Origin of the sequence: Microbacterium hibisci (assembly GCF_015278255.1) — a bacterium.
GTDB lineage: Bacteria > Actinomycetota > Actinomycetes > Actinomycetales > Microbacteriaceae > Microbacterium > Microbacterium hibisci.
In genome coordinates this window covers 780,243-802,521 of record NZ_JADIJC010000001.1, presented here as the reverse complement: position 1 = coordinate 802,521, position 22,279 = coordinate 780,243, and the positions used below count along the sequence as shown (strand labels likewise).

General features: G+C 70.4%; 24 protein-coding genes and 1 tRNA gene. 16 read left to right on the top strand and 9 right to left on the bottom strand.

The annotated features are described in order from the left end of the window. Positions 1-77 precede the first annotated feature (77 nt). The gene (locus IM770_RS03800) at positions 78-446 is read left to right on the top strand and encodes a VOC family protein (protein WP_203579754.1); all 369 of its coding nucleotides are present in this window, start codon (positions 78-80) and stop codon (positions 444-446) included. An 87-nt stretch (positions 447-533) separates the two neighbouring features. On the opposite strand, the gene IM770_RS03795 is transcribed toward IM770_RS03800, so the two are convergent. After that, complete coding sequence (locus tag IM770_RS03795; RefSeq protein WP_203579753.1) at positions 534-2,270, bottom strand: L-aspartate oxidase; 1,737 nt, start codon at positions 2,268-2,270, stop codon at positions 534-536. A 76-nt stretch (positions 2,271-2,346) separates the two neighbouring features. Here IM770_RS03795 and IM770_RS03790 point away from each other — a divergent pair, with 76 nt between their 5' ends. After that, a complete protein-coding gene (locus IM770_RS03790; RefSeq protein WP_203579752.1) occupies positions 2,347-3,279 on the top strand; it encodes a LysR family transcriptional regulator in 933 nt (310 codons plus the stop codon). Between the two features lie 253 nt (positions 3,280-3,532). Further along, the gene (locus IM770_RS03785; RefSeq protein WP_203579751.1) at positions 3,533-4,510 is read left to right on the top strand and encodes a zinc-binding dehydrogenase; all 978 of its coding nucleotides are present in this window, start codon (positions 3,533-3,535) and stop codon (positions 4,508-4,510) included. A 36-nt stretch (positions 4,511-4,546) separates the two neighbouring features. Here IM770_RS03785 and IM770_RS03780 read toward each other — a convergent pair whose 3' ends face one another. Continuing rightward, complete coding sequence (locus IM770_RS03780; RefSeq protein WP_203579750.1) at positions 4,547-4,759, bottom strand: putative acetyltransferase; 213 nt, start codon at positions 4,757-4,759, stop codon at positions 4,547-4,549. After that, complete coding sequence (locus tag IM770_RS03775) at positions 4,753-6,258, bottom strand: SDR family oxidoreductase (RefSeq protein WP_203579749.1); 1,506 nt, start codon at positions 6,256-6,258, stop codon at positions 4,753-4,755. The genes IM770_RS03780 and IM770_RS03775 overlap by 7 nt, the downstream gene beginning before the upstream one ends. 25 nt (positions 6,259-6,283) lie before the next feature. On the opposite strand from IM770_RS03775, the gene IM770_RS03770 reads away from it, so the two are divergent. After that, positions 6,284-6,700: an NUDIX hydrolase gene (locus IM770_RS03770; protein ID WP_307785364.1), complete on the top strand. Its 417-nt coding sequence runs from the start codon at positions 6,284-6,286 to the stop codon at positions 6,698-6,700. Between the two features lie 117 nt (positions 6,701-6,817). Here IM770_RS03770 and IM770_RS03765 read toward each other — a convergent pair whose 3' ends face one another. From IM770_RS03765 to IM770_RS03755, 3 genes are all read right to left on the bottom strand, one after another. Then, entirely contained in the window at positions 6,818-7,357 is a 540-nt protein-coding gene (locus IM770_RS03765) for a YaeQ family protein (RefSeq protein WP_203579748.1), read from the bottom strand. A gap of 61 nt (positions 7,358-7,418) precedes the next feature. Further along, positions 7,419-8,000 carry a hypothetical protein gene (locus IM770_RS03760; protein WP_203579747.1) on the bottom strand — a complete coding sequence of 194 codons (582 nt, stop codon included), beginning with the start codon at positions 7,998-8,000 and terminating at the stop codon, positions 7,419-7,421. 37 nt (positions 8,001-8,037) lie between these two features. Continuing rightward, complete coding sequence (locus IM770_RS03755) at positions 8,038-8,865, bottom strand: inositol monophosphatase family protein (RefSeq protein ID WP_203579746.1); 828 nt, start codon at positions 8,863-8,865, stop codon at positions 8,038-8,040. Between the two features lie 94 nt (positions 8,866-8,959). Here IM770_RS03755 and IM770_RS03750 point away from each other — a divergent pair. Then, a tRNA-Lys gene (locus tag IM770_RS03750) sits at positions 8,960-9,035 on the top strand. Positions 9,036-9,203: 168 nt separating this feature from the next. Beyond that, a complete protein-coding gene (locus IM770_RS03745) occupies positions 9,204-9,719 on the top strand; it encodes a hypothetical protein (protein WP_203579745.1) in 516 nt (171 codons plus the stop codon). Positions 9,720-9,728: 9 nt separating this feature from the next. Here IM770_RS03745 and IM770_RS03740 read toward each other — a convergent pair whose 3' ends face one another. Further along, positions 9,729-10,961 (bottom strand): MFS transporter, encoded by a 1,233-nt coding sequence (locus IM770_RS03740; RefSeq protein ID WP_203579744.1) that lies wholly within the window; start codon positions 10,959-10,961, stop codon positions 9,729-9,731. Beyond that, positions 10,958-11,416, bottom strand: coding sequence for a MarR family winged helix-turn-helix transcriptional regulator (locus IM770_RS03735; RefSeq protein WP_203579743.1), 459 nt, complete (start codon positions 11,414-11,416; stop codon positions 10,958-10,960). Before IM770_RS03735 ends, IM770_RS03740 begins: the two co-directional genes overlap by 4 nt. Positions 11,417-11,622: 206 nt before the next feature. On the opposite strand from IM770_RS03735, the gene IM770_RS03730 reads away from it, so the two are divergent. Genes IM770_RS03730 through IM770_RS03690 form a run of 9 tightly spaced genes read left to right on the top strand, consistent with a single transcriptional unit; the run spans position 11,623 to position 20,466 of the window. Further along, positions 11,623-12,825: a substrate-binding domain-containing protein gene (locus IM770_RS03730; RefSeq protein ID WP_203579742.1), complete on the top strand. Its 1,203-nt coding sequence runs from the start codon at positions 11,623-11,625 to the stop codon at positions 12,823-12,825. Positions 12,826-12,844: 19 nt separating this feature from the next. Continuing rightward, positions 12,845-13,675: an ABC transporter ATP-binding protein gene (locus IM770_RS03725; RefSeq protein WP_239065620.1), complete on the top strand. Its 831-nt coding sequence runs from the start codon at positions 12,845-12,847 to the stop codon at positions 13,673-13,675. Beyond that, positions 13,672-14,406 carry an ABC transporter ATP-binding protein gene (locus IM770_RS03720; RefSeq protein ID WP_203579741.1) on the top strand — a complete coding sequence of 245 codons (735 nt, stop codon included), beginning with the start codon at positions 13,672-13,674 and terminating at the stop codon, positions 14,404-14,406. Before IM770_RS03725 ends, IM770_RS03720 begins: the two co-directional genes overlap by 4 nt. Further along, positions 14,403-15,278 carry a branched-chain amino acid ABC transporter permease gene (locus IM770_RS03715; protein WP_203579740.1) on the top strand — a complete coding sequence of 292 codons (876 nt, stop codon included), beginning with the start codon at positions 14,403-14,405 and terminating at the stop codon, positions 15,276-15,278. The genes IM770_RS03720 and IM770_RS03715 overlap by 4 nt, the downstream gene beginning before the upstream one ends. Then, positions 15,275-16,432: a branched-chain amino acid ABC transporter permease gene (locus IM770_RS03710; protein ID WP_203579739.1), complete on the top strand. Its 1,158-nt coding sequence runs from the start codon at positions 15,275-15,277 to the stop codon at positions 16,430-16,432. Before IM770_RS03715 ends, IM770_RS03710 begins: the two co-directional genes overlap by 4 nt. Then, on the top strand, positions 16,429-18,105 hold the full coding sequence (locus IM770_RS03705) for a class I adenylate-forming enzyme family protein (protein ID WP_203579738.1): 1,677 nt from the start codon (positions 16,429-16,431) through the stop codon (positions 18,103-18,105). Before IM770_RS03710 ends, IM770_RS03705 begins: the two co-directional genes overlap by 4 nt. Beyond that, positions 18,102-18,782, top strand: a complete 681-nt coding sequence (locus IM770_RS03700; RefSeq protein WP_203579737.1) for a TetR/AcrR family transcriptional regulator — start codon at positions 18,102-18,104, stop codon at positions 18,780-18,782. Before IM770_RS03705 ends, IM770_RS03700 begins: the two co-directional genes overlap by 4 nt. After that, positions 18,782-19,534, top strand: coding sequence for a 3-hydroxybutyrate dehydrogenase (locus tag IM770_RS03695; protein ID WP_203579736.1), 753 nt, complete (start codon positions 18,782-18,784; stop codon positions 19,532-19,534). The genes IM770_RS03700 and IM770_RS03695 overlap by 1 nt, the downstream gene beginning before the upstream one ends. Further along, positions 19,531-20,466, top strand: a complete 936-nt coding sequence (locus IM770_RS03690; RefSeq protein ID WP_203579735.1) for an alpha/beta fold hydrolase — start codon at positions 19,531-19,533, stop codon at positions 20,464-20,466. The genes IM770_RS03695 and IM770_RS03690 overlap by 4 nt, the downstream gene beginning before the upstream one ends. Before the next feature lie 119 nt (positions 20,467-20,585). Here IM770_RS03690 and IM770_RS03685 read toward each other — a convergent pair whose 3' ends face one another. Continuing rightward, a complete protein-coding gene (locus IM770_RS03685) occupies positions 20,586-21,395 on the bottom strand; it encodes an IclR family transcriptional regulator (RefSeq protein ID WP_239065619.1) in 810 nt (269 codons plus the stop codon). 83 nt (positions 21,396-21,478) lie between these two features. Between IM770_RS03685 and IM770_RS03680 the strand changes: the two genes are divergently transcribed. Then, a complete protein-coding gene (locus IM770_RS03680; RefSeq protein WP_203579733.1) occupies positions 21,479-22,279 on the top strand; it encodes a CoA transferase subunit A in 801 nt (266 codons plus the stop codon).

Sequence of the window (22,279 nt, the reverse complement as noted above, 5' to 3'; positions counted from 1 at the left end):
CGATGGCGTCTTGACGTCGCGGTCGCGGTCCGGGAGTGTCGGAAGACCCCGAAGCCGATCTCCGTGAGGGCTCAACGATGACCAAGGCCGTATGGTTCGACATCCCCGTCGCCGACATGTCGCGCGCGATCGCGTTCTACGAGGCCCTCACGGGAGAGAGGCTCGTCCGCCTCCCCGTCGGTCCGGAGAAGGAGACGGCGATCTTCGCCGCCGAGGACGGAGGCGCGGGGGGATGCCTCTTCGCGGCGCCCGAGGACGAACCCTCGCACTTCGGATCCCGCGTGTACTTCGACGCGAATCCGTCGATCGACGAGTGGCTGGCACGCGTGGAGCCGGCCGGCGGTCGCATCCTCGTGCCCAAGACGGAGATCGCCGGGGGCCGGGGGCTCTACGCGTACATCGAGGACTCCGAAGGCAACCGGGTCGGACTGAACGCGTCGGCGTGACACCCTCGAGGACCACGCTGACCCTGGTTCACGTTCCGCATGAAGGCGACGCAGCGCATGCCTCGAGCGCAGAAGCAGGTGCGCGGACTACTCGACGAGTTTGCCGACGACCGACACCTCGTCCCGCATGAGCGCAGCGATCTCGTCGGGGATGGGCGGGATCGACTCTCGCACGATCCCCTCTCCGGGCGACCACACGAGATTCACCTGCAGGTCGGGGTCCGTCGCCGGAAAGTCGCTGCGATTGTGGCAGCCGCGGGTCTCGCGTCGCTCCAGCGCGGCCTCGAGCGTCGCCCTGGCCGCCAGCGCGGCGGACTTCAGGTCGAATGCGTGGGCGAGGTCGTGATAGCCGGCGATGTCGGGGTGCACGCCGATGTCGCCCATGCGGGCCTCGATCGCGTCGAGAGCCGCCAGCCCCGCGAGAAGACCGGCCTCGGAGCGCACGACGCCGGCATGCTCGGTCATGGTGTCGCGGATCGCGCGCTGCAGCGCGCGGACGTTCTCGGGGCCCTTCGACGCCAAGAGGTCGGCGATCTCGCTGCGCGCCGCGTCGACGGCGGCCGCGGACCGCACCTGCGCCGTCAGGGACGCGGAGTACGCCGCAGCGGCCCGGCCGACGATGCGACCGAAGACCAGCAGCTCGATGAGCGAATTCCCCCCGAGGCGGTTCGCGCCGTGCAGTCCCGACGAGGCCTCACCGATCGCGTACAGGCCGGGCACGTCGGTGCCGTGGTCCGACGAGCGCACCCAGACACCGCCCATCGAATAGTGCGCGGTCGGCGCGATCTCGATGGGGTCCTTCGTGATGTCGAGCATCTGGAGTTCGAGCATCGTCTGGTAGACGCGGGGCAGCCGCGTCATGATCGTCTCGCGGGGGAGATGCGAGACGTCGAGCCATACGCCGCCGTTGGGAGTGCCGCGACCCTCCTTGATCTCGGTGTAGCAGGCGAGCGCGACTCGGTCGCGGGTCGACAGCTCGAGACGTTCCGGGTCGTACTTGTGCATGAACCGCTCGCCGAGGCCGTTGCGCAGGATGCCGCCTTCGCCGCGCGCCGCCTCCGAGATGAGCGTGCCGGCCGCGCTCTCGGGCTCGATGATCCCACTCGGGTGGAACTGCACGAGTTCGGGGTCGCGCAGCCGTCCGCCGGCCTCGACGGCGAGCCGGAACGAGTCGCCCGTGTTCTCATCGCGCCGCGAGGAGGTGCGGCGCCAGATGCGGTTGTGGCCGCCGGCGGCGAGGATGACGGCATCGGCGTGGATCAGGTAGCGCGTCCCGTCTTCGAGATCGAAGCCGTAGGCGCCGAAGACGGCGCCGTCGTCATTCACCAGGATGCGGGTCACGTAGACGGTGTCGAGGATGGGCACCCCGAGCTGCGCGGCGCGATTGACGAGCGTGCGCTGGATCTCGAGGCCCGTGTAGTCACCTGCGAACGCGGTGCGCCGGTAGGTGTGCGCACCGAAGAAGCGCTGCGAGATCCGCCCGTCGTCCTCCCGCGCGAACGGCATGCCGTATCGCTCGAGGTCTTCGATGCCGCGGGCGGCGCCCTGGGTCACGACCTCGACGGTCTCGGGGTTGGCGAGGAGGTAGCTCTCCTTCAGCGTGTCGGCCGCATGCTGCTGCCAGCTGTCTTCGGCGTCCATCGTGGCCAGCGCCGCGTTGATGCCGCCCGCGGCGAGGGACGTGTGCGCGTCGGACTTCGGTCGCTTGCCGAGCGCGAGGACGTCGACTCCCGCCTCGGCGAGTTCGATGGCGGCGCGCAGGCCGGAGCCTCCCGTGCCGATGACGAGGACGGTGGTGGAGAGCCGGCGCTCAGGGGTGATCATGCGTCCACGCTAGGCACGTCGGATCGATAACTCCAATGCCGATTCTGCGTTCCATCGATAGCGGTAGGCTATCGATGTGAATCTTGAGCAGCTCCGGAGCTTCGTCGCCGTGGCGGACGTCGGCAACTTCACGCGGGCCGCCGACCACCTGCGTCTCGCGCAACCCTCTTTGAGCCGGCAGATCGCGCTGCTCGAGCACGAGTTCGGTGCGGCGCTGTTCCATCGCGCCCGCACGGGCAGCACGCTGACGACGGCGGGGGAGTCGCTCCTTCCGCTGGCGCGGAGGATGCTGGCGGACGCGTCCTCCATCCGGCGCGAGATGGACGAGCTGGCCGGGCTGCGGCGCGGCCGGGTGCGCCTGGGCGCGACGCCCACCCTATGCGTCAGCCTCGTGGCCGAGGCGCTCAGCTCCTTCCACGCCGTGCATCCCGGGGTGGAGCTGCACCTGTCGGAGCACGGCTCGCGGCATCTGCTCGGTGAGCTCGCGGCAGGGGAGCTCGACCTCGCACTGATCACGACCTCGGAGGCGGCATCCGGCGATCGGTTCGCCACGACGCCGCTCCTGGTTGAAGAGCTCGTCGTGATCTCATCGAGTGCGGCGCCGCCCGTGACCGAACGCGACAGCATCGCCCTCTCCGAGGTCGCCGAGCTGCCGCAGGTGGTCTTCGCGTCGTCGTACGACCTGCGGGCGACGACGGATGCCGCATTCCATGCCTCCGGCGTCACACCGCGTGTCGTTCTCGCAGGTGCCGAGATGGATGCCGTCATCCGCTTCGTGGAGCGCGGCATCGGCGTCGCGATCGTCCCGGCGATGGTGCTCGTCGACCGCCCAGGACTCCGCGCGGTGCGACTCTCCTCACCGACGCTCACCCGCACGATCAGCATGGCGCGCGCGGTGGACATGGCCCCGACCGCTGCCGTCGATGCGATGCAGCAGACCATCGCGCGCACCGCGGCCGAGTTGGCGACTCAGCGGTCGGCGACGATGCGTATGGCCGCGAGCGCGTGAGGTGGTGGCGGCTCGCGACCCGCGCGGACGCCGGTCGTGGACGACCGGCTGAGCTGTACCGCAGGACGGGTCCCAGTCCCGCCGCCGTCGACGCCCATCACCTCCGCACCATGCAGAATGCCGGAGCTTCCTGAGAAGACTGCCTGTAACGGGCCGCTCCCGGCAGCAGGGAATGCCTCCGCCCCGCGCACCGCTATACGTTCGAGTGGTCGCGCACCCGCGGCCCGCTGGACACACCACAGGGAGCACCACCGTGCGCGCACTCATCCACCCCACCTTCGGCGAGGCATCCGAGGTCCTCGAGGTCGCGGAGCGACCGCTGCCCGAGCCCGGCGCCGGCCAGGTGCGGGTGCGGACGGTGCTGTCGCCGATCCACAATCACGACCTCTGGACGATCCGCGGCACGTACGGGTTCAAGCCCGAACTCCCGGCGCAGGCCGGCACCGAGGCGGTCGGTGTCGTGGATGCGCTCGGCGAGGGCGTGGACGCGCTGCAGGTCGGCCAGCGCGTCGTCACCGGCGGAACGTTCGGCGTGTGGAGCGAGTACTTCGTCGCGAAGGCGGCCGGTCTCATCCCGGTGCCCGACGGGATGAGCGATGAGACGGCTGCACAGCTCGTCGCCATGCCGTTCAGCGCCCTGAGCCTGCTCGACTTCCTCGACGTGCAGCCGGGCGACTGGATCGTCCAGAACACCGCCAACGGCGCCGTCGGCAAGCTCGTCGCGCAGTTCGCCGCCGCGCGCGGCGTACGCGTGCTCGGCCTCGTCCGCCGCGACGCCGGCGTGGACGAGCTCGCCGGGCTCGGCATCCGTGATGTCGTCTCGACCGCGTCGGACGACTGGCGGGAGCGCGCCGCCGAGATCCTCGGCGAGAATGCGCCGCGGGCGGCTGTGGACTCGGTCGGCGGCTCCGCGGCCGGTGATCTGCTGTCGCTCCTCGGCGAGGGCGGCACGCTCGTCTCGTTCGGAGCGATGGGCTCCGACACGCTGGAGCTCTCGTCGGGCGACCTCATCTTCAAGCAGGCGACGGTGAAGGGCTTCTGGGGCAGCATCGTGAGCCGGATGATGGATGCTGCGAAGCGAGGTGCGCTGTTCGCGGAGCTGATCGGGCGCATCGGGTCGGGCGAGGTCGCCTTGCCGGTCGACGCGGTCTTCCCGTTCGAGCGGGCGCGCGAGGCTGCGGCGGCAAGCGACGTGCCGGGTCGGGCCGGCAAGGTGCTGCTGCGGTTCTGATCGCCCCCCGCACGGGCGGCTCGGCCAGGACGCCGGCTACCGGCGCGGGGCTCGCGGGGCCGGAGGCGGGGGCACTTCCTTCGCGGCGATGATCGCGCCGCGCGGGATGCGCTCGACCCCGCGCTTGCCGTCCACGACCACGGTCTCGGCATCGGCGCTCAGCAGCTCGCCGAGAGCGTCGGTCGCCTGGCCCGTCGGCAGCAGGTAGCGGACCACGACGCGACGACCCGGCTCGGGGAGGTTCACCATGCGCCGGGGGAGTAGTCCTTGAGGAAGACGCCGAAGAGGTCCTCGCCGGCCTCGCCGCGAACGATCGGATCGTAGACGCGCGCGGCGCCGTCGACGAGGTCGAGGGGAGCGTGAAAGCCCTCTTCAGCGAGTCGCACCTTGGTCGGGTGCGGGCGCTCGTCGGTGATCCAGCCGGTGTCGACGCTCGTCATCAGGATCCGGTCGGTCTCGAAGAGCTCCCGTGCGCTCGTGCGCGTGAGCATGTTGACGGCGGCCTTGGCCATGTTGGTGTGCGGATGCCCCGGCCCTTTGTAGCCGCGGTTGAACACGCCCTCCATCGCACTCACGTTCACGACGTACGTGCGCCTCGCGGGACTCGCGGCCATCGAGGCGCGCAGCTTCGACACGAGAAGGAAGGGCGCGGTCGTGTTCGCCAGCTGCACCTCGAGCATCTCGAGCGGATCGACCTCGTCGACGCTCTGCACCCACGAGTTGGTGTGGTCGAGGTCGGGGATGAGTCCGCCGGCGTCGATCGCGGTGCCCGCGGCGAGGCGCTCCAGCGAACTCGAACCTGCCGCCATCGCCTGCTCGGTCAGCTCCTCCGCGCGTGCCGCGGCGGCCGCGAGGATCGGGTGGGCGGTCACGGAGCGCTCGAGCGCCTGCGGGTGGCGGTCGTTCGTGTGGCCGAAGGTGACCAGTTCGGGCAGCGGGCCATCCGGCAGCGGCGCGAGCTCGGCGTCGACGAGCGGCTGGTACGCCCCCGGTGAGCGGCGCACGGTCTGCGTCGCGTTGTTGATGAGGATGTCGAGTGAGCCCGCTGCCGCGACATCCTCCGCCAGGCCGATCACCTGAGCCGGATCACGCAAGTCGATGCCGATGATCTTGAGGCGATCGATCCACTCCGGCGCGTCGGGCAGACTGCTGAAGCGGCGCACCGCATCGCGCGGGAAGCGGGTCGTGATCGTCGTGTGGGCACCGTCGCGCAGCAGACGCAGCGCGATGTACATGCCGATCTTCGCGCGGCCGCCGGTGAGCAGCGCGCGCTTGCCGGTGAGGTCGGTGCGCGCCTCGCGCTTGGCGTGGCTCATCGCCGCGCACGTCGGGCAGAGCTGGTGGTAGAACGCGTCGACGAGCGTGTATGGCTGCTTGCAGATGTAGCAGGCGCGCGGTTTGAGCAGGGTGCCGGCCGTGGGAGCGGTGGTGGAGCTCGAGATCGGGATGCCGCGCGTCTCGTCGTCGATCCGGTCGGGCGCGCCGGTGGCCGTGGCGGCGACGACGGCGCGGTCGGCGGCGGCGATCGCCTCCCGGATCTCGCGACGACGCTCCTTCTTCACGGCCTTGAACATCGCGGCGGTCGCTCGGCGGACGGCGATGTAGTCGGGGTGCGTCTCGTCGACGCCCGCCATGTTGCCGAGCACACGGAGGGTGGTCGCCAGGTCGTCCGGGTCGATGCCGCTCGGCGGCAGGTCGGAGGGAGCGGGGGAATCGGGAAGCACACGTGATTCTACGCCGGGACGCATCCGCGCTTCCTGTTAGCGTGCCTTCGTGAGCACCTCCAACCCGGCCGGGGCGACGACGGGCAGCATCCGTGTGTCCGCCGCCGTCATCGTGAACGACCAGGACGAGCTGCTTCTCGTGCGCAAGGCTGGCACGACGGCGTTCATGCAGCCCGGCGGCAAGCCCGAGCCGGGGGAGAGCCCGCGCGAGACGCTGAGCCGGGAGCTGCTCGAAGAGCTGGGGCTCGCGGTCGACGCGGCTGAGCTGCAGCCCTTGGGGCTGTTCACGGCCGCGGCGGCCAACGAGCCGGGCTTCCTCGTCGTGGCGGACGTGTTCGAGGTGGCGATCGGCGATCAGGTCCCCGTCATCTCCGCCGAGATCGAGGAGCTGCGCTGGGTGGCGCGCGCCGACGCGGGCGAACTCGAGATCGCGCCGCTGGCGCGGGATAACTTCCTGCCCGGCTGACCGCGCTCCGTCCTACTGCACTGCGCGTGCCTACGGTGCACGGGACAGCGCTGCGCCTGACCGCGCTCCGCCCGACTGCGCTGCGCGTGGCCACGCTGCGCCTGACCGCGCCCTCGGCTACCCCGCAGGCACCTCGTGGATGTCGGATTCGAACGACGAGCCGTTGAGGTCGAGATACAGGCGACGCTCGGTGATCGAGGCGGTCATCGTGTTGCGTCGCTCGAGCGGGCTGGTCGCCGCGTCGAAGAAGCCCGGGTCGAAGCTGTACAGCGGGATCTGCTCCGCACGATGGATGCGCTTGCCCGCCCACAGCGGCGCGACCTTCGCGGGGTCGCGCTGGGTGTACACCGCGACGCGAGAGGCCTGGAGGCTTCCGGTGTGCAGGCGCGCGGCATCCGGAGCTCCCACTTCGATCCACGCGACGAGCGCGCCGGTCAGGTCACGCACCAGAACCGCGGGCTCGTCGGTCGCCGAGATGCCCTCGCTGAACGCGATGCCCTCCTCGTACTCGAGGCAGTACGCGAGCACGCGCGTGAGCATGAAGGCGTCGGTCTCGGACGGATGCCGTGCCAGGCGCACCGACAGATCCTCATAGACGCCGCGATCGACGTCGGCCAGCTGGATATCGAAGGTGTGCATCGTCGCGCCGATCGCCATGAGGATCGAGCCTACGCGGTCACGCGACGAGGCCAGGACTCCCTGCCGCCGTGCGCCGAGTTCAGCCCCTCGGCCACTCGATCAGCAGCAGATTCTGCTTCGTGTCGGCGACCTTCACGTGGCCTTCACCGAAGAGATAGGTCATGCCGTAGCCCTCGGCATCCGTCGCGATCGCGGTCTCGGCGCTCTCGGTGATGTACACGCCCGTCGGGTCGTCGTCTTCTCGCAGCCATCCCTGCGCCACGAGCTCCTCCTGGGTCTCGGTCGCCTCGGACTCCGAGATCGGCGCCCAGCCGTACATCTGCCCGTGGTCGCCCGCAGGGCCCTGGAAGTCGGCCCACATGCACTGCAGGCCGTCGGCCATCTCGGTGCTGCCGATGTAGAGGGGGGACTCCTGCGCCGTCCAGCCGAGGCGCTCGAACTCGGCGACGACGGACGCGCTGATGATCGTCTCGCAGGTCGGCTTCTCTGTCGACGCGGGCTCGGGCTCGGGCGTCGCGGTGGGCCCCGGGGCGGCGGCGGTCGGGGTCTGGGCGTTTCCCGTCGGCTCGGGCGCGGCTTCGGGCGAGCCGGCGCAGGCCGACAGGATCACCGCGGACAGGACGAGGACGGCAGCAGCGCCGAGGATGCGAGGGGCGGGCATCGAGGGTCTCCGTGGGGGATGGGAGGCGGTCGGGGTGTCAGGCGGAATGGAGCAGGTCGAGGTAGGCGTCGTGGAGCACGCGATTGGTCGCGAGCGATGAGCGCTCCGACAGGGAGTCGACGCCGTCGAACGACGTGAAGCGGCCGCCGGCCTCGATGACGATCGGGACGTGCGCGGCGAGGTCGTACTCCTTGACGCCGAACTCGGCGACGAACTCCAGGCGCCCTTCGGCGAGGAGCATGTAGGGCCAGGCGTCGCCGTAGCCGCGGTCGCGCCACACCGACGACGTCAGGCGCTCGAGCGCATCGAGCTTGCCGGCGTCGCGCCATTGGCCGATGCTCTGGAAGCTCACGCTCGAGTCGCCGATCGCGTCGACGGCCGACACGGCGAGGGGCCGGGGTGCGCCGGCGGGCGTGTTCGTCCACGCCCCGTGCCCGGTGGCGGCCCACCAGCGGCGGCCGATCGCGGGCTGGCTCACGACCCCGACGCGCGGAACGCCGTCGATCGCGAGCGCGATGAGGGTCGACCACATCGGGATGCCTTTGAGGTAGTTCGCGGTGCCGTCGATCGGGTCGATGATCCACTGCCGAGCCGAATCGCCGGTGATCCCGAACTCCTCGCCGAAGATCCCGTCGCCCGGACGCTCGGTCTCGAGCAGCGCGCGGATCGCGCGCTCGGTGGCCAGATCCGCCTCCGTGACGTGGCTCGCGTCGGCCTTCAGGCGCACGTCGAGATCGGCGGCATCGAAGCGGGACATGGATGCCGCATCCGCGGCATCCGCCAGGCGCAGAGCCAGTTCGAGGTCGGCCTCGAGGTCCCCCTCGAACGGCGTGTCGAACGTCGACGCGGAGCGAGGGGAGGTCACGGGATCAAGGATAGCCGGGGAGGTTCCCGCCTCGATTTCATGAGACGCGATCGTGATGCTAATGTTGATCCTCGTTCGCCTCGTAGTGAACAACGCACCTCTAGCTCAATCGGCAGAGCAACTGACTCTTAATCAGTGGGTTCAGGGTTCAAGTCCCTGGGGGTGCACCATCACGAAGAGCCGCCTCCTGCACATGCGTGCGCGAGGCGGCTCTTTTCGGCTGTCGTCGTCGCGCAGGAAGGCGAGAATCGCATGAGCTGGGTGCTCTACCGGGAGGGTAGGCGCCGCCCACCCGAGAACGACAAGCGCCGGCTGGCCGCTCGATAGGGTGGGCCACGATGTCAGCTTCTACAATCCGATTCCGCGGCACACCGGTCAGCACGAGCCGCACGACGGTGCGCGCGACCGTGACGGCGTTCCTGGTCGCGACGGCCTCGGTCGCCCTGGTCGCCTGCGCACCGGATCCCGACCTCAGCGCGGTCGAGAGCGAGCTCGCCGCCGTCGAAAACGTGACGGCGGCCACCGCGTCGCCCCAGCACTCCAACTTCCCGTGGGAGACGCAGGTGAACATCGACCTGTACGTCGAGCAGACCGGCGAGGAATCGCTCCTGCACACCGTGCGCGAGATCGCCCCGGTCCTGGCAGCCGACCGGGCGACCTCCCGGTTCAAGACGACCATCAACTTCTACGAAGGCGAGCCGGCCGACTACGGCGAAAACGGGGCCACCAGCTTCGATGTCGCGTATGTGCCGCAGAGCGGCGGCGTCTTCGAGCAGGAACTGGGACTCACCGAGTTCGCCGGCATCGTCTTCGAATCGGGTGACGCCCAGCGCCTCGCCGAAGAGTCCGACTGACCACCGGCGTCAGGCGGCGTCGCCCACGAGCACCGCGGCGGCCTCGTCGGCGGCATCCGCTTCCCGCTCGTCGATGCGGGCGAGCGCGCGTCGTCCGAAGAGGATCGTCGCTGTCGCGATGAGGACAGATGCCGCGGCGAAGACGTACGGCACCGTCGGGCCGTAGGCGTGCCACAGCCACGCGGCGAGCGGCGGAGCGGCCGCCCCACCCAAGAACCGCACGGCGGAGTACGACGACGAGGCGACGGAGCGGGGGAGGTCTGTGGCCTCCATGACCGACTCCGTGAGGACCGTGTTCATGACGCCGAGGAGCAGGCCGCCGACGATGATGCAGAACACGAGCGCCCTGGCGTCATCTACCAGGATTCCCGCGATGACCAGGTCGATCGCGAGCAGCGGCAGCGTCAGCAGCATGACGGTCGTGCGCGCCAGGAAGCGCATCAGGAGGGGTGCGACCCAGACGCTCGTGATCGCGAGGGCGACGCCCCAGCCGAAGAAGGTCAGGCCGATGCCCATGGCCCCGAATCCGAGCGGGAACGGCGAGAAGGCGAGCAGCACGAAGAAGCCGATGTTGTAGAACAGCGCCGTCACGGCGAGCACCGCAAGCGAAGGGATGCGCAGCGCCTGGAACGGCGCCGACAGCTTCACCGGCGCCGGCTTCTCACCGGTTCCGCGCAGCAGCACCAGCACGGCCACGAAGGCGATCGCCATCAGGGCCACGACACCGAAGAACGGCCCCCGCCAGCTCACCTCGCCGAGCAGGCCGCCGAGGAGCGGACCCACGGCGATGCCGAGGCCCAGGGCCGCCTCGTACAGCACGATGGCGGCGCCGCTTCCCCCCGACGCCGCGCCGACGATTGTCGCGAGAGCCGTCGAGATGAACAGCGCGTTGCCGAGGCCCCAGCCGGCGCGGAAGCCGATGATCGCGTCGACGCTGCCGCTCAGCGCGCACAGCAGTGCGAACACGACGATCAGGCCGAGTCCGATCAGCAGCGTGGCCTTCGCGCCGATGCGACTCGAGATCCAGCTGGTGACGAGCATCGCGAGGCCCGTGACCAGCAGGTAGCTCGTGAAAAGCAACTCCGTCTGCACCGGGCTCGCTGCGAGCGACTCGGCGATCGCGGGGAGGATCGGGTCGACCAGGCCGATGCCCATGAACGCGACGACGCAGGCGAACGCGACGGCCCAGACCTGCGCGGGCTGGCGCCATACCGACCCGGTGCTGTGTCCGTGCGCGCTCACCGGGCGACCTCCTCGGCGGTGGCCGACGCCGCGGTGCGCGAGCGGTCGAGCTTGCGCATGAGGACGGATGCCGTGGTCCGCAGCGCGTCCCACTCCTCGGGTTCGAGGTCGTCGAAGTGGGGTGCGAGAGCGGCCGTGAGCTGCCGCATCCACGTCTGGAGCGCCTCGAGTCCCGGCCCGGTGACCTCGACGACGGTCGCGCGCGAGTCCGCGGCATCCGTCGTCTTCTCCACGAGTCCCTGGTCGGCCATCTGGCCGACCAGGCGCGTCATGCCCGGCTGCGTCACGCGGCTGAGGCGGGCGAGTTCGCCGATGCGCAGCGCGCCGTGGTCGCGCAGGATCGTGAGCGTCCGCCATTGGGCGGCCGGGGTCTCATTGGCTGTCTCGAGCGCCGCGACGCGGGTGAGTGCGTGCGCGGCGACGATCAGGGTCTCGATGTCTTGATCGCGGGTCACCAGAGAAGCATACCTGAGATATATATCGGAGGTATCCAAATCGGGCCGACGTTCCGATTCGGTAACGGGCCCGGCGCGGCGGTCGCGCCGACTTGACCGCGACCGCATCTGTTTCCTAGATTGCAAGAACCTGAATCGGATCTCATGTTTGGGATCGAAGCACCGGTTCAGCGCACCAGATCCTTCCAATGGGGAAAGGCACGCACATGCGGGTTACGAAGAAGTTGCTCCTGGGCTCCGTGGTCGTCACGGCAGCGCTCGCCCTGGCGTCCTGCGCGCCGACCGCCGAGACGCCGTCCGGCGAGGCGACCGACGGCGGCGGCCCCGCCGAGGTCACCGTCGGCATCGTCACGAGCGAGTCCGGTCCGCTCGCCGGCTACGGCAAGCAGTACCTCGACGCGTTCGAGGCCGGACTCGACTACGCCACCGACGGCACCGGCGAGATCGACGGCACGACCATCACGGTCGAGAACCGTGACGACGCCGGCGACCCCGACAAGGCCGTCACCGCGGTCAAGGAGCTCATCGGCGAGGGCGTGAACATCATCGCCGGCACCGCGTCGTCGGGCGTCGCGCTGGCGGTCGCGGAACAGGCCGCCCAGAACAAGGTGCTCTACATCTCGGGCCCCGCCGCTGCCGACGCTGTCACCGGCATCAACGAGTACACGTTCCGCTCGGGCCGCCAGAGCGCCCAGGACGTCGCCACCGCGGGCACCTTCCTCGATGACATCGAGGGCAAGAAGGTCACCGTGTTCGCGCAGGACAACGCATTCGGCCAGGGCAATGTCGCGGCCGTCCAGGCGATCCTGGGCGGCAAGGGCGCGACCGTCGAGTCGGTGCTCGTCGCCGAGGACGCGACCGAGTTCACGCCCTTCGCGCAGCAGGTCCTCGCCGGCGCGCCCGACCTCGTGTTCGTCGCGTGGGCAGGCGCAACGTCGGGTGCGATGTGGCAGGCGATGAGCCAGCAGGGCGTGCTCGACGAGATCCCCGTCGTCACCGGCCTGGGCGACGCCGCGACGTTCGGCGCCTACGGCGAGGCCTCCGAGAAGATCAACTTCCTCAACCACTACTTCCCGGGCGCGCCCGGCAACGACGTCAACACCGCGATGGTCGAGGCGATCGAAGAAGCCGGTGGCACCCCCGATCTCTTCAGCCCCGACGGGTTCAACGCGGCGATCATGATCGTCCACGCGATCCAGGAGGGCAAGGGCGACGTCGACGCCATGGTCTCCGCTCTCGAAGGCTTCGAGTTCGAGGGTCCGAAGGGCACCATGACGGTGCGCGAGAGCGACCACGCCCTGATCCAGGAGATGTACCAGGCGAAGCTCGTCGCCAAGGACGGCTCGTTCGTGCCCGAACTCGTCGACACCGTCGCTGCCGACGAGGTCGCGCCGGCCGAGGCCGAGTGACCGGGAACCCCGCGAGCACATGAACAATCCAGTCCCGTCCGCGCCGGTGCCGCCTGCGTTCTCGGCGGAGGCCGCGCGCCGCGGCTCACCGCTGAGGATCGAAGGCCTCGGCCTGCAGATCGGCGGCGCGACGATCCTCGAGGACGTCGAGCTCGACGTCGCCGCCGGCTCCCTCGTGGGCGTCATCGGTCCCAACGGCGCCGGCAAGACCACGCTCTTCAACGTGATCTCCGGGCTCATGAAGCCCACCGCCGGCCGCGTCGTGCTGGACGACCGAGATATCACGACGGCGTCGGTGCCGGCGCGGGCGCGGGCGGGACTGGGCCGCACCTTCCAGACGTCGAGCCTCTTCCCGAAGCTGTCGGTGCTCGAGAACGTGCGACTGGCCGCGCAGGTCTCGCTCGGCGGCTCGGGCTCGCTGCTGCGGTTCCCGCGGCGGACGGATGCCGCAACGGAAGTGGCTCTCGAGAAGCTCGAGGTGGTCGGACTCGGCCACATGCGCGAGGCGCTGGCCGGCGACATCTCGCACGGCGACAAGCGCAAGCTCGAGATCGCGGTGCTGCTGGCTACGGAGGCGAGCATCGTGCTGCTGGACGAGCCGATGGCGGGCGTCGCCTCGGGCGACGTGCCCGGGCTCGTCGAGAACATCCGCGAGATGCAGCGCGAGAAGGGCTGCACGCTCCTGATGGTCGAGCACCACATCGATGTGCTGATGGGCCTCGTCGAGAAGGTCGCCGTCATGTACTTCGGCACGATCATCGCCTACGACACCCCGCAGCGGATCATGGAGAACCCCCTGGTGCAGAGCGCCTACCTCGGCACCGGATCCGCCGGGACGGAGGCCGCATGAGCGCCGCAGAGGCCGCGGCCGCGGCATCCGCCATCCTCACGGTGAGGAACATGCGCTGCACCATCGCCGGGCAGCAGGTCGTCGAGGACGTCTCGTTCGACGTCCCCGCGACCGGCATCACCGCCGTCCTCGGGCGCAACGGCGTCGGGAAGACCTCGACGCTTCGCGGCATCCTCGGGCTCATCTCGCGTCGCGGCGAGGTGCGCCTGGCGGGTGAGCGGATCGACGGACTCGCGACGCACCGCATCGTGCGGCGCGGCGTCGGCTACGTCCCCGAGGACCGCGAGGTCTTCTCGAAGCTCACCGTCGCCGAGAACCTCGCCCTCGCCGAGCGGCAGAAGAACCCGCGGCGGGAGTTCGTCGCCGAGCTCTTCCCCGACCTCGTCGCGCGACGCGATCAGCAGGCCGGCACGCTCTCGGGCGGTCAGCAGCAGATGGTGTCGGTCGCGCGGGCGCTGCTGAACGACAACCGGCTCCTCCTGGTCGACGAGCCGACCAAGGGTCTCGCCCCGAAGATCGTGGGCGAGGTGGCCGACGCGCTGCAGGAGGCCTCGAAGACCGTTCCGATCCTCCTCGTCGAGCAGAACCTCGAGGTCGTCCGCCGACTCGCCGACGACGCCGTCGTCATCGCCGGCGGCCGCGTCGCGCATGTCGGCAAGGCCCGCGAGCTCCTCGACGACGAAGACCTCACCCGCCGCCTCCTCGGCGTCCACGTGGAGCACGCTGCATGAGCACCCTCGTCCTCACCCTCATCACCGGCGTCGGCCTCGGCGCCCTCTACTTCCTCGTCGCGAGCGGGCTGAGCCTGATCTACGGCCTCATGCACGTGCTGAACTTCGCGCACGGCGCATTCCTGACCCTCAGCGCGTTCATGGGCTTCATGGTCGCGCAGGCGGTGGGCACCGACTCGTGGGGCTCCTTCCTGCTGTCGGTTCTCGTCGGAGCCGCCGTCGGCGCGGTGTTCGCGACGCTCACCGAGCTCGTGCTCATCCGCCCGCTGTACGAGCGTCACATCGAGCAGGTGCTCGTCACCGTCGGACTCTCGTTCGCCGCGGTGGCGCTCTTCGAGGGCATCTGGGGCACCGACCCCATCCACATCTCGGGGCCGGCGTGGCTGAAGCAGACCACCGAGGTGCTCGGCGCACGCATCCCGAACACGTACTGGGTGCTGATGATCGCCGCCGTCCTGGTGCTCGCGGCGCTCGTGCTGTTCCTGCAGAAGACGCGGTACGGCATGATCATCCGGGCCGGCGTCGAGAACCGGTCGATGGTGACGGCGCTCGGGATCGACGTGCGACGCTCGTTCACCCTGGTCTTCGCGATCGGCGGCGCGGCGGCAGGCATCGGCGGCGTGCTCGCCATGCACTACTCGACCTTCGTCTCGGCCCACCTCGGGCAGACGCTGCTCATCTTCGCGTTCATCGTCACCGTCGTCGGCGGCCTCGGCTCGCTCACGGGAGCTGCCGTCGCCTCGGTCCTCGTCGCGGTGCTCCAGCAGTTCGCGAACTTCTACCTCGGCGGCACCGGCGACTTCATCGTGGTCATCCTGCTGGCACTCGTGCTGCTGGTGCGTCCGACCGGACTCCTCGGGAGGAAGGCATGACCCTTCGACAGGCTCGGGGACCGGTAGAGCGTTCGGACTCCGGCATCCGTCGACTCGTCCCGGTCGTGATCGGTGCGGCACTGGTCGTCCTGATGGCGATGCTGCCGCTGCTCAACCTCTCGCTGCCCGGGATCCTTCCGACGCCCACGTACATGGCGGGCACCCTCGCTCTCCTGTCACTGTGCATGGTGTTCGCCGCGCTCGCGCTGTCGTACAACCTGCTGCTCGGATCGGGCGGCATGCTGTCGTTCGGGCACGCCCTGTACTTCGGAGCGGGGGCCTACGGGCTCGGCATCGCGCTCGAGCACTTCGGCGTGCCGCTGTGGCCCGGCATCTTCGTCGCCCTGATCGGCGGCATGATCATCGCCCTGGTGACCGGTGCCGTGTCGATGCGGGTCTCGGGCATTCCGTTCGCGATGGTGACGCTCGCGTTCGCGCAGGCGGGCTCGGTGCTCGTACGGCGGAACTCGCAGGTGACCGGCGGTGAGGAGGGTCTGAGCCTCAACACCGAGCAGGTGCCGGACTTCCTGATCGGCGTCGTCAACACGCGCAACCTCTACTGGTTCACCCTCGCCGTGCTCGTGATCGTCTACCTCGTCACGCTCTGGGTCGACACCTCGCGGCTCGGCCACCTGGCCCGCGCGACGCGCGAGAACGAGCAGCGCGTGCGCGTGCTGGGGCTCTCGCCCTACCGCGTGCGGCTCATCGTGTTCGTGATCGCCGCCGCGCTCGCGAGCCTCGCGGGTGTCGCGTACATGCTCCTGCAGTCGGGCACCGTGCCGCGCGCCGTCTCGGCCGACCTCACGATCACCGTGCTCGTCATGGTCGTGCTCGGTGGCGTCGGCTTCCGCTGGGGTGCCATCGTGGGCGGTGTGCTGTACACGCTGCTGGATCAGCGACTGACGGTGCTCGCGGGATCCGAGGTCATCGCCGGCCTTCCCGACGTGCTGCGCATCCCGTTGTCGGAGCCGCTCTTCCTCCTGGGCGTGCTGTTCATCGTCGTGGTGATGTTCCTGCCCGGCGGGATCGCCGGCACCATCGACGCGGCCGTCCGCCGACGTCGCGGCGAGAAGGTGCGCGGGTCGCTGCGGGGCCTGGACGACGCCGAGCACGCCGCCGAGACCGCCGACGCGCCGGTCGAGGTGCGCGCGTGACCTGGACCGACGACCCCGCCCTCGACGACGGCCCCCACACCATCGGGCGCTGGATCGTCGACCGCGCCGCGCAGGCGCCGGAGCGCATCGCGATCGACGACCGCGGCGTGACCACCGACTACGCGACGCTGGCGGCACGCGCGACGGCACTCGCCGATGCGCTGCGCGCCGCCGGCTACGGTCCCGGGGACCGCGTCGCGACGGTGTCGGGCAACTCGACCGACCACGTGGTCGCGTTCTTCGCGTGCGCGGTGGCCGGTCTGGCGTTCGTGCCGCTGTCGTGGCGTCTGACGCCGCGCGAGCTGGCCGATGTGCTCGGCCGCTCGGCGCCGGCGCTGGTGCTGATCGAGGACGAGCACGCGTCGCTGGCCGGTGAGGCGCTGCGCATCGCCGACGGGACCCCTCCGGTCGCGGTGCTCGGCACGACCGGGGTCGAGGCCGGCCCGCCGCCGCGAGAGGCTCCGCGCGACGCGCCGGCGGCGCAGGGAGAAGCAGTGGGGACCGCTGCGCATCGACGGCCTCCCCGCACGCGCCGTCCGGTGCGCGACGACGATCCGCTGCTGATCATCTACACGTCGGGCAGTGAGGCGGCGCCGAAGGGCGTCGTGCTGACCCACGCGAACTGCTTCTGGAACAACCTCGCGCTCGCGCAGGCGCTGCCGCTCACGCAGGACGACGTGGTGCTCGCGATGCTGCCGCAGTTCCACGTCGCAGCCTGGAACTGCCAGCCGCTGCTTGCGTGGTGGGTGGGGGCGACCGTGGTGCTGGAGCGCTCGTTCCAGCCGGCGCGTGTGCTGCAGCTCATCGCCGAGCGCGGTGTGACGGCGATGATGGGCGTGCCGACGCAGTACGCGCTGCTCGCCGTCGACCGTGATTGGCCGGCGACGGATGCCTCATCCCTTCGTCTCGCGCTCGTCGGCGGTGCCACGATGCCGGTCTCGCTGCAGGAGGCGTGGGCGGCGCGGGGCATCGCGCTGACCCAGGGGTACGGCCTCACCGAGGCGGCTCCGAACGTGCTGCACCTGCCCGCGTCGGAGGCGTCCGCGGCGCCCGGCGCGGTCGGGCGTCCGTATCCGCACGTCTCGGTGCGCGTGGTCGATCCGGTGTCGGAGCTGCCGCTCGACGGCGAGGCCACGGGCGAGCTGTGGGTGCGCGGGCCCAGCGTCTTCGCCGGTTACCTCGGCGACGACGACGCCACCGCGCGCGCGATGCGCGGCGAGTGGCTGCGCACCGGCGACCTGGTGTCGCGCGATGCCGAGGGCGTCTACCGGGTCGTCGACCGCCTGAAAGACATCTTCATCTCGGGCGGCGAGAACGTCGCGCCGGCGGAGGTCGAATACGCGCTGTGCCTGCACCCGCTCGTCGAGGCGGCCGCCGTCGTCGGCGTGCCCGAGCCGGTGTGGGGCGAGCGCGGCGTGGCGTTCGTGGTCCCCGTCGCCGGTGCGGCCCTTTCGATCGACGAAGTGCTGGCGCACGCGCGGCGGAATCTCGCGGCCTTCAAGATCCCGGTGCACGTGGAGTTCGTCGACGCCCTGCCGCGCTCGACGATCGAGAAGCTGGCCCGGTCGCGACTGCGCGAGCGCGCGCGGGCGCTGATGGAGCGCTCGGGGGAGAGCGCGAACATGGACGGCGCGCACGCCGGCGGCGTGCGCACGAGGGGGGAGTCCCGATGAGCATCTCCGACGAACTGGTCGATCATGAGGAGGAGCTCGTGTCTTCCGCGACCGGGCGGCCCCTCACCAAGCGCGGCGAGGCGACGCGACGCCGACTGCTCGAGGCGGCGGAGCAGGTGTTCGCCGACCAGGGCTACCACGAGGCCTCCATCGTCAAGATCACCGAGCGCGCCGGCATCGGCCTCGGCACGTTCTACCTCTACTTCGACAGCAAGCAGTCGATCTTCGAGGCGCTCGTGCTCGACCTCAACCGCCGCGTGCGCCACTCGATGTCGGAAGCGATGGAGGGGGCATCCGGGCGCCTCGAGGCGGAGCGCGCCGGGTTCGCGGGCTTCTTCCGCTTCACGGCCGAGCACCCCGCGCTGTACCGGGTGGTGCGGGAGGCGGAGTTCGTCTCACCCGAGGTGCTGCGCACCCACTACACGCGCATCGTCGAAGGCTACGAGGCCGGGCTGCGCGCTGCGCAGACGACCGGCGACGTCGACCCTCAGCTCGACCCGGCCGTCGCCGCCTGGGCGCTCATGGGCATGGGCGAGCTCATCGGCATGCGGTTTCTGCTGTGGGAGCGCGACGCCGACGGCAAGCCGCCTGCGCAGCTCGACCCCGAGGTGTTCGCCGGAATGACCCGGTTCATCGACAACGCTCTCGCGCCGCGAGCGAGCGGAAAGGACGCCTGATGGCAGAGCAGGATCTCGGAGGCAGGCGCGCGCTCATCACCGGCGGCGCGAGCGGCATCGGCCTGGCGTGCGCGCACGAGTTCGCGGCGCGCGGTGCGCACGTGATCATCGCCGATCTGAATGCGCAGGCGGCGACGGATGCCGCCACCGCCGTGGGCGGCGAGGCCTGGGCCGTCGACCTCAGCGACACCGCCGCGCTCGACGACCTGACGCTCGACGTCGACATCCTGGTGAACAACGCGGGCATCCAGCGCGTCTCGCCCATTCCGGAGTTCGACCCGGAGGCGTTCCGGCTCATCCTCCGCCTCATGCTGGAGTCGCCCTTCCTGCTGATCCGCGCCGCTCTCCCGGGGATGTACGAGCGAGGCTGGGGACGCGTGGTGAACATCTCCAGCGCCCACGGCCTGCGCGCGAGCGCCTTCAAGTCCGCGTATGTCGCCGCCAAGCACGGACTCGAGGGGCTTTCGAAGGTCACCGCGCTCGAGGGGGCCGCACACGGCGTCACGAGCAACTGCATCAATCCGGCTTATGTGCGGACCCCTCTTGTCGAGAAGCAGATCGCCGACCAGGCGAAGGTGCACGGCATCCCCGAGAGCGAGGTCGTCGAGAAGATCATGCTCACCGAGAGCGCGGTCAAGCGCCTCGTCGAGGCCGACGAGGTCGCCTCGCTCGCCGGCTGGCTCGTGTCGGACAAGGCCGGCATGGTCACCGGCGCGTCCTACACGATGGACGGCGGGTGGACGGCCCGATGAGCGGCGACCAGGCGGTTCCGGCCACGGCCGGCCACGATTACCGTGCGATCGACGTGCCGGTGGACGGCGGATCGCTGCACGCGGGCGTCTGGGAGCCGACGGGTGCGCACTCCGATTCGCCGACCGTGCTGCTGGTGCACGGAGTCACGGCGTCGCACCTGGCGTGGCCGTTCGTCGTCGACCGGCTGCCGGGTGTGCGGGTGGTGGCGCCCGACCTCCGCGGCCGAGGGCGCAGCAACGGCATCGCCGGCGTGGCCGGCATGGCGGCGCATGCCGCGGACCTCGCTGCGCTGCTGGACTCCCTGGACATCGCGCAGACCGTTGTCGTCGGACACTCGATGGGCGGATTCGTGTCCGTCGTCTTCGCCCACCTGCACCCGGAGCGCGTCTCGCGCCTCGTGCTCGTCGACGGCGGACTGCCGCTCGATGTGCCGGCAGGACTCGACGCCGACGAACTCGTGGCCGGCATCCTCGGACCGACGGCGGCGCGGCTGTCGATGAGGTTCGCGGACACGGGGGAGTACCTCGACTTCTGGCGCAAGCATCCCGCTTTCGCGTCCGATTGGACTCCCGAGCTCGAGCGCTACCTCGCCTACGACCTCGTGGACGACGGCGAGGGGGCGTTCCGGCCGGCGACGAGCTACGCCACGACCGCCGACGACACCGTCGACATGAACACCGGCGACGCGCTGCCGGCGGCGCTGGCCGGGCTGCGGCATCCGTCCCGCCTCCTCACCGTGCCTCGCGGACTGCAGGACGAGCGGCCCGGCCTGTACGCGCCGGAGCATCTCGATCGCCTGCTCGCGGCGTATCCGGGCGTCGAGCACGAACGCATCGACGGCTTCAACCACTACACGATCGTGATGTCGCCCGCCGGCGCCGACGTCGTCGCGGCCGCGGTGCGCGCAGAGCTCGCTCTCGCAGAGGTCTGAGCGGACGTCCGAGGCGTTTCGTCTCGCTCGTTCCTCGCTCGCTCAACGACCGGATCCCAGAGCGCGGTCGTTGAGCGGAGGGCGCTCTGGCGCCCGCAGACGAAACGCTGCGACCGGTGTCAGCGCGAGGCGGCGATGCGCGTCGTCAGCTGGTGGGCATGCGCGAGGAGCGTGCGGCCGAGTTCGGGAAGCCGGTCGGGGCCGAAGCGGAACTCGACGCCGGTGAGGCTCAGCGCCCACTGCGGGTGACCCTCGCGGGTGAAGACGGCGGCGCCGATGCCGTACGAGCCCTCGACGATGAGGCCCGGGTTCACCGCGTATCCCCGCTCCTGGGTGTCACGGAGGCGGGAGCGCAGCCGCTGTTCGCCGTGCGCGGCTCCCCACTCGCGGGGCAGCTCGGGGTGGCGCTCGAAGTACGCGTCCACATCGTGAGGCGGCAGGAACGCGAGGATGGCCAGACCGGCCGACGCGACGCCCAGCGGGAAGCGCACGCCCTCCGACAGCACGAAGGAGCGGATCGGGAAGCTGCCCTCCTCGCGCAGCAGGCAGACCGTCTCGTCCCCTCGGCGCACCGAAAGGAACGCGCTCTCTTCGGTGCGCACGGCGAGGGACCGCACGATGTCGCGTGCCACCGAGGTGATGTCGTAGCGGGATGCCGCGACCGTGCCCATGAGGAACAGCTCCGGTCCGGGCATCCAGCGTCCCGTGTGCTCGTCCTGGTCGACCAGGCCCTCCTGGCGCAGGGCGGTGAGAAGCCGGTGCGTCGTCGGCCGCGTGAGATCGGCGCGCCGGGCGAGGTCGGCCACCGGCATCCCATCGGCTCCGCCCGACGTGACCAGACGCAGAAGGTGGGCCGCCCGCGCGATCGACTGGGCGCCCGGAACGCTGCGTTTGGCGGGGCTGTCCACGATATGGACGCTACGGCGCATCGTGGCCACATGGCAAGCGGACGGGTGGCACCTTCCAGCCGTCCGGCGCAGGATGAGGTCGGACGTCGATGCAAAGGAGCAGAATGATCGACAAGACGTGGGGCTCGGCGGCCGAGGCCGTCGCCGACATCCCCGACGGCGCCTCGCTCGCGGTGGGAGGATTCGGCCTGTCGGGCAATCCGATCGCGCTGATCGACGCGCTGCTCGCACAGGGCACGCGAGACCTCAGCATCGTGAGCAACAACTGCGGTGTGGACGACTGGGGGCTCGGCATCCTGTTGAACGCCAAGCGCATCCGCAAGATGACGTCGTCGTACGTGGGAGAGAACAAGGAGTTCGAGCGCCAGTTCCTGTCGGGTGAGCTCGAGCTCGAGCTCACGCCGCAGGGCACTCTCGCCGAGAAGCTCCGCGCCGGCGGGTCCGGTATCGCCGCGTTCTACACGCAGACGGGTGTGGGCACCCAGGTGGCGGAGGGCGGGCTCCCGCGTCGCTACGCCGCGGACGGCAGCATCGCGGTCGCGTCGCCGGTCAAGGACGTCCGCAGCTTCGACGTCTCGGGCACGGCGAGCGACTACGTGCTCGAGGAGGCGATCGTCACCGACTTCGCGCTCGTGCACGCTCTCCGGGGCGACCGCCACGGCAACCTCGTCTTCAACAAGGCCGCGCGCAACTTCAACCCGCTGGCCGCGATGGCGGGTCGCGTCTGCATCGCACAGGTGGAGGAGCTCGTCGAGCCGGGCGAGCTCGACCCCGACACCATCCATCTGCCCGGCATCTACGTGCACCGCGTCGTGGCGGTCGGGTCCGACATCGAGAAGCGCATCGAACGCCGTACGGTCTCGGTCGCCCAGGCCGCCGCGCGCGAGATGCCGGAAGGAGCCTGA

Coding starts and splice junctions, on each gene's coding strand:
- IM770_RS03800 (WP_203579754.1), top strand. CDS start 78: ATGACCAAGGCCGTATGGTTCGACATCCCCGTCGCCGACATGTCGCGC.
- IM770_RS03795 (WP_203579753.1), bottom strand. CDS start 2,270: ATGATCACCCCTGAGCGCCGGCTCTCCACCACCGTCCTCGTCATCGGC.
- IM770_RS03780 (WP_203579750.1), bottom strand. CDS start 4,759: ATGGTGAACCTCCCCGAGCCGGGTCGTCGCGTCGTGGTCCGCTACCTG.
- IM770_RS03775 (WP_203579749.1), bottom strand. CDS start 6,258: ATGCGTCCCGGCGTAGAATCACGTGTGCTTCCCGATTCCCCCGCTCCC.
- IM770_RS03765 (WP_203579748.1), bottom strand. CDS start 7,357: ATGGCGATCGGCGCGACGATGCACACCTTCGATATCCAGCTGGCCGAC.
- IM770_RS03760 (WP_203579747.1), bottom strand. CDS start 8,000: ATGCCCGCCCCTCGCATCCTCGGCGCTGCTGCCGTCCTCGTCCTGTCC.
- IM770_RS03745 (WP_203579745.1), top strand. CDS start 9,204: ATGTCAGCTTCTACAATCCGATTCCGCGGCACACCGGTCAGCACGAGC.
- IM770_RS03730 (WP_203579742.1), top strand. CDS start 11,623: ATGCGGGTTACGAAGAAGTTGCTCCTGGGCTCCGTGGTCGTCACGGCA.
- IM770_RS03725 (WP_239065620.1), top strand. CDS start 12,845: ATGAACAATCCAGTCCCGTCCGCGCCGGTGCCGCCTGCGTTCTCGGCG.
- IM770_RS03720 (WP_203579741.1), top strand. CDS start 13,672: ATGAGCGCCGCAGAGGCCGCGGCCGCGGCATCCGCCATCCTCACGGTG.
- IM770_RS03715 (WP_203579740.1), top strand. CDS start 14,403: ATGAGCACCCTCGTCCTCACCCTCATCACCGGCGTCGGCCTCGGCGCC.
- IM770_RS03710 (WP_203579739.1), top strand. CDS start 15,275: ATGACCCTTCGACAGGCTCGGGGACCGGTAGAGCGTTCGGACTCCGGC.
- IM770_RS03700 (WP_203579737.1), top strand. CDS start 18,102: ATGAGCATCTCCGACGAACTGGTCGATCATGAGGAGGAGCTCGTGTCT.
- IM770_RS03695 (WP_203579736.1), top strand. CDS start 18,782: ATGGCAGAGCAGGATCTCGGAGGCAGGCGCGCGCTCATCACCGGCGGC.
- IM770_RS03690 (WP_203579735.1), top strand. CDS start 19,531: ATGAGCGGCGACCAGGCGGTTCCGGCCACGGCCGGCCACGATTACCGT.
- IM770_RS03685 (WP_239065619.1), bottom strand. CDS start 21,395: ATGCGCCGTAGCGTCCATATCGTGGACAGCCCCGCCAAACGCAGCGTT.
- IM770_RS03680 (WP_203579733.1), top strand. CDS start 21,479: ATGATCGACAAGACGTGGGGCTCGGCGGCCGAGGCCGTCGCCGACATC.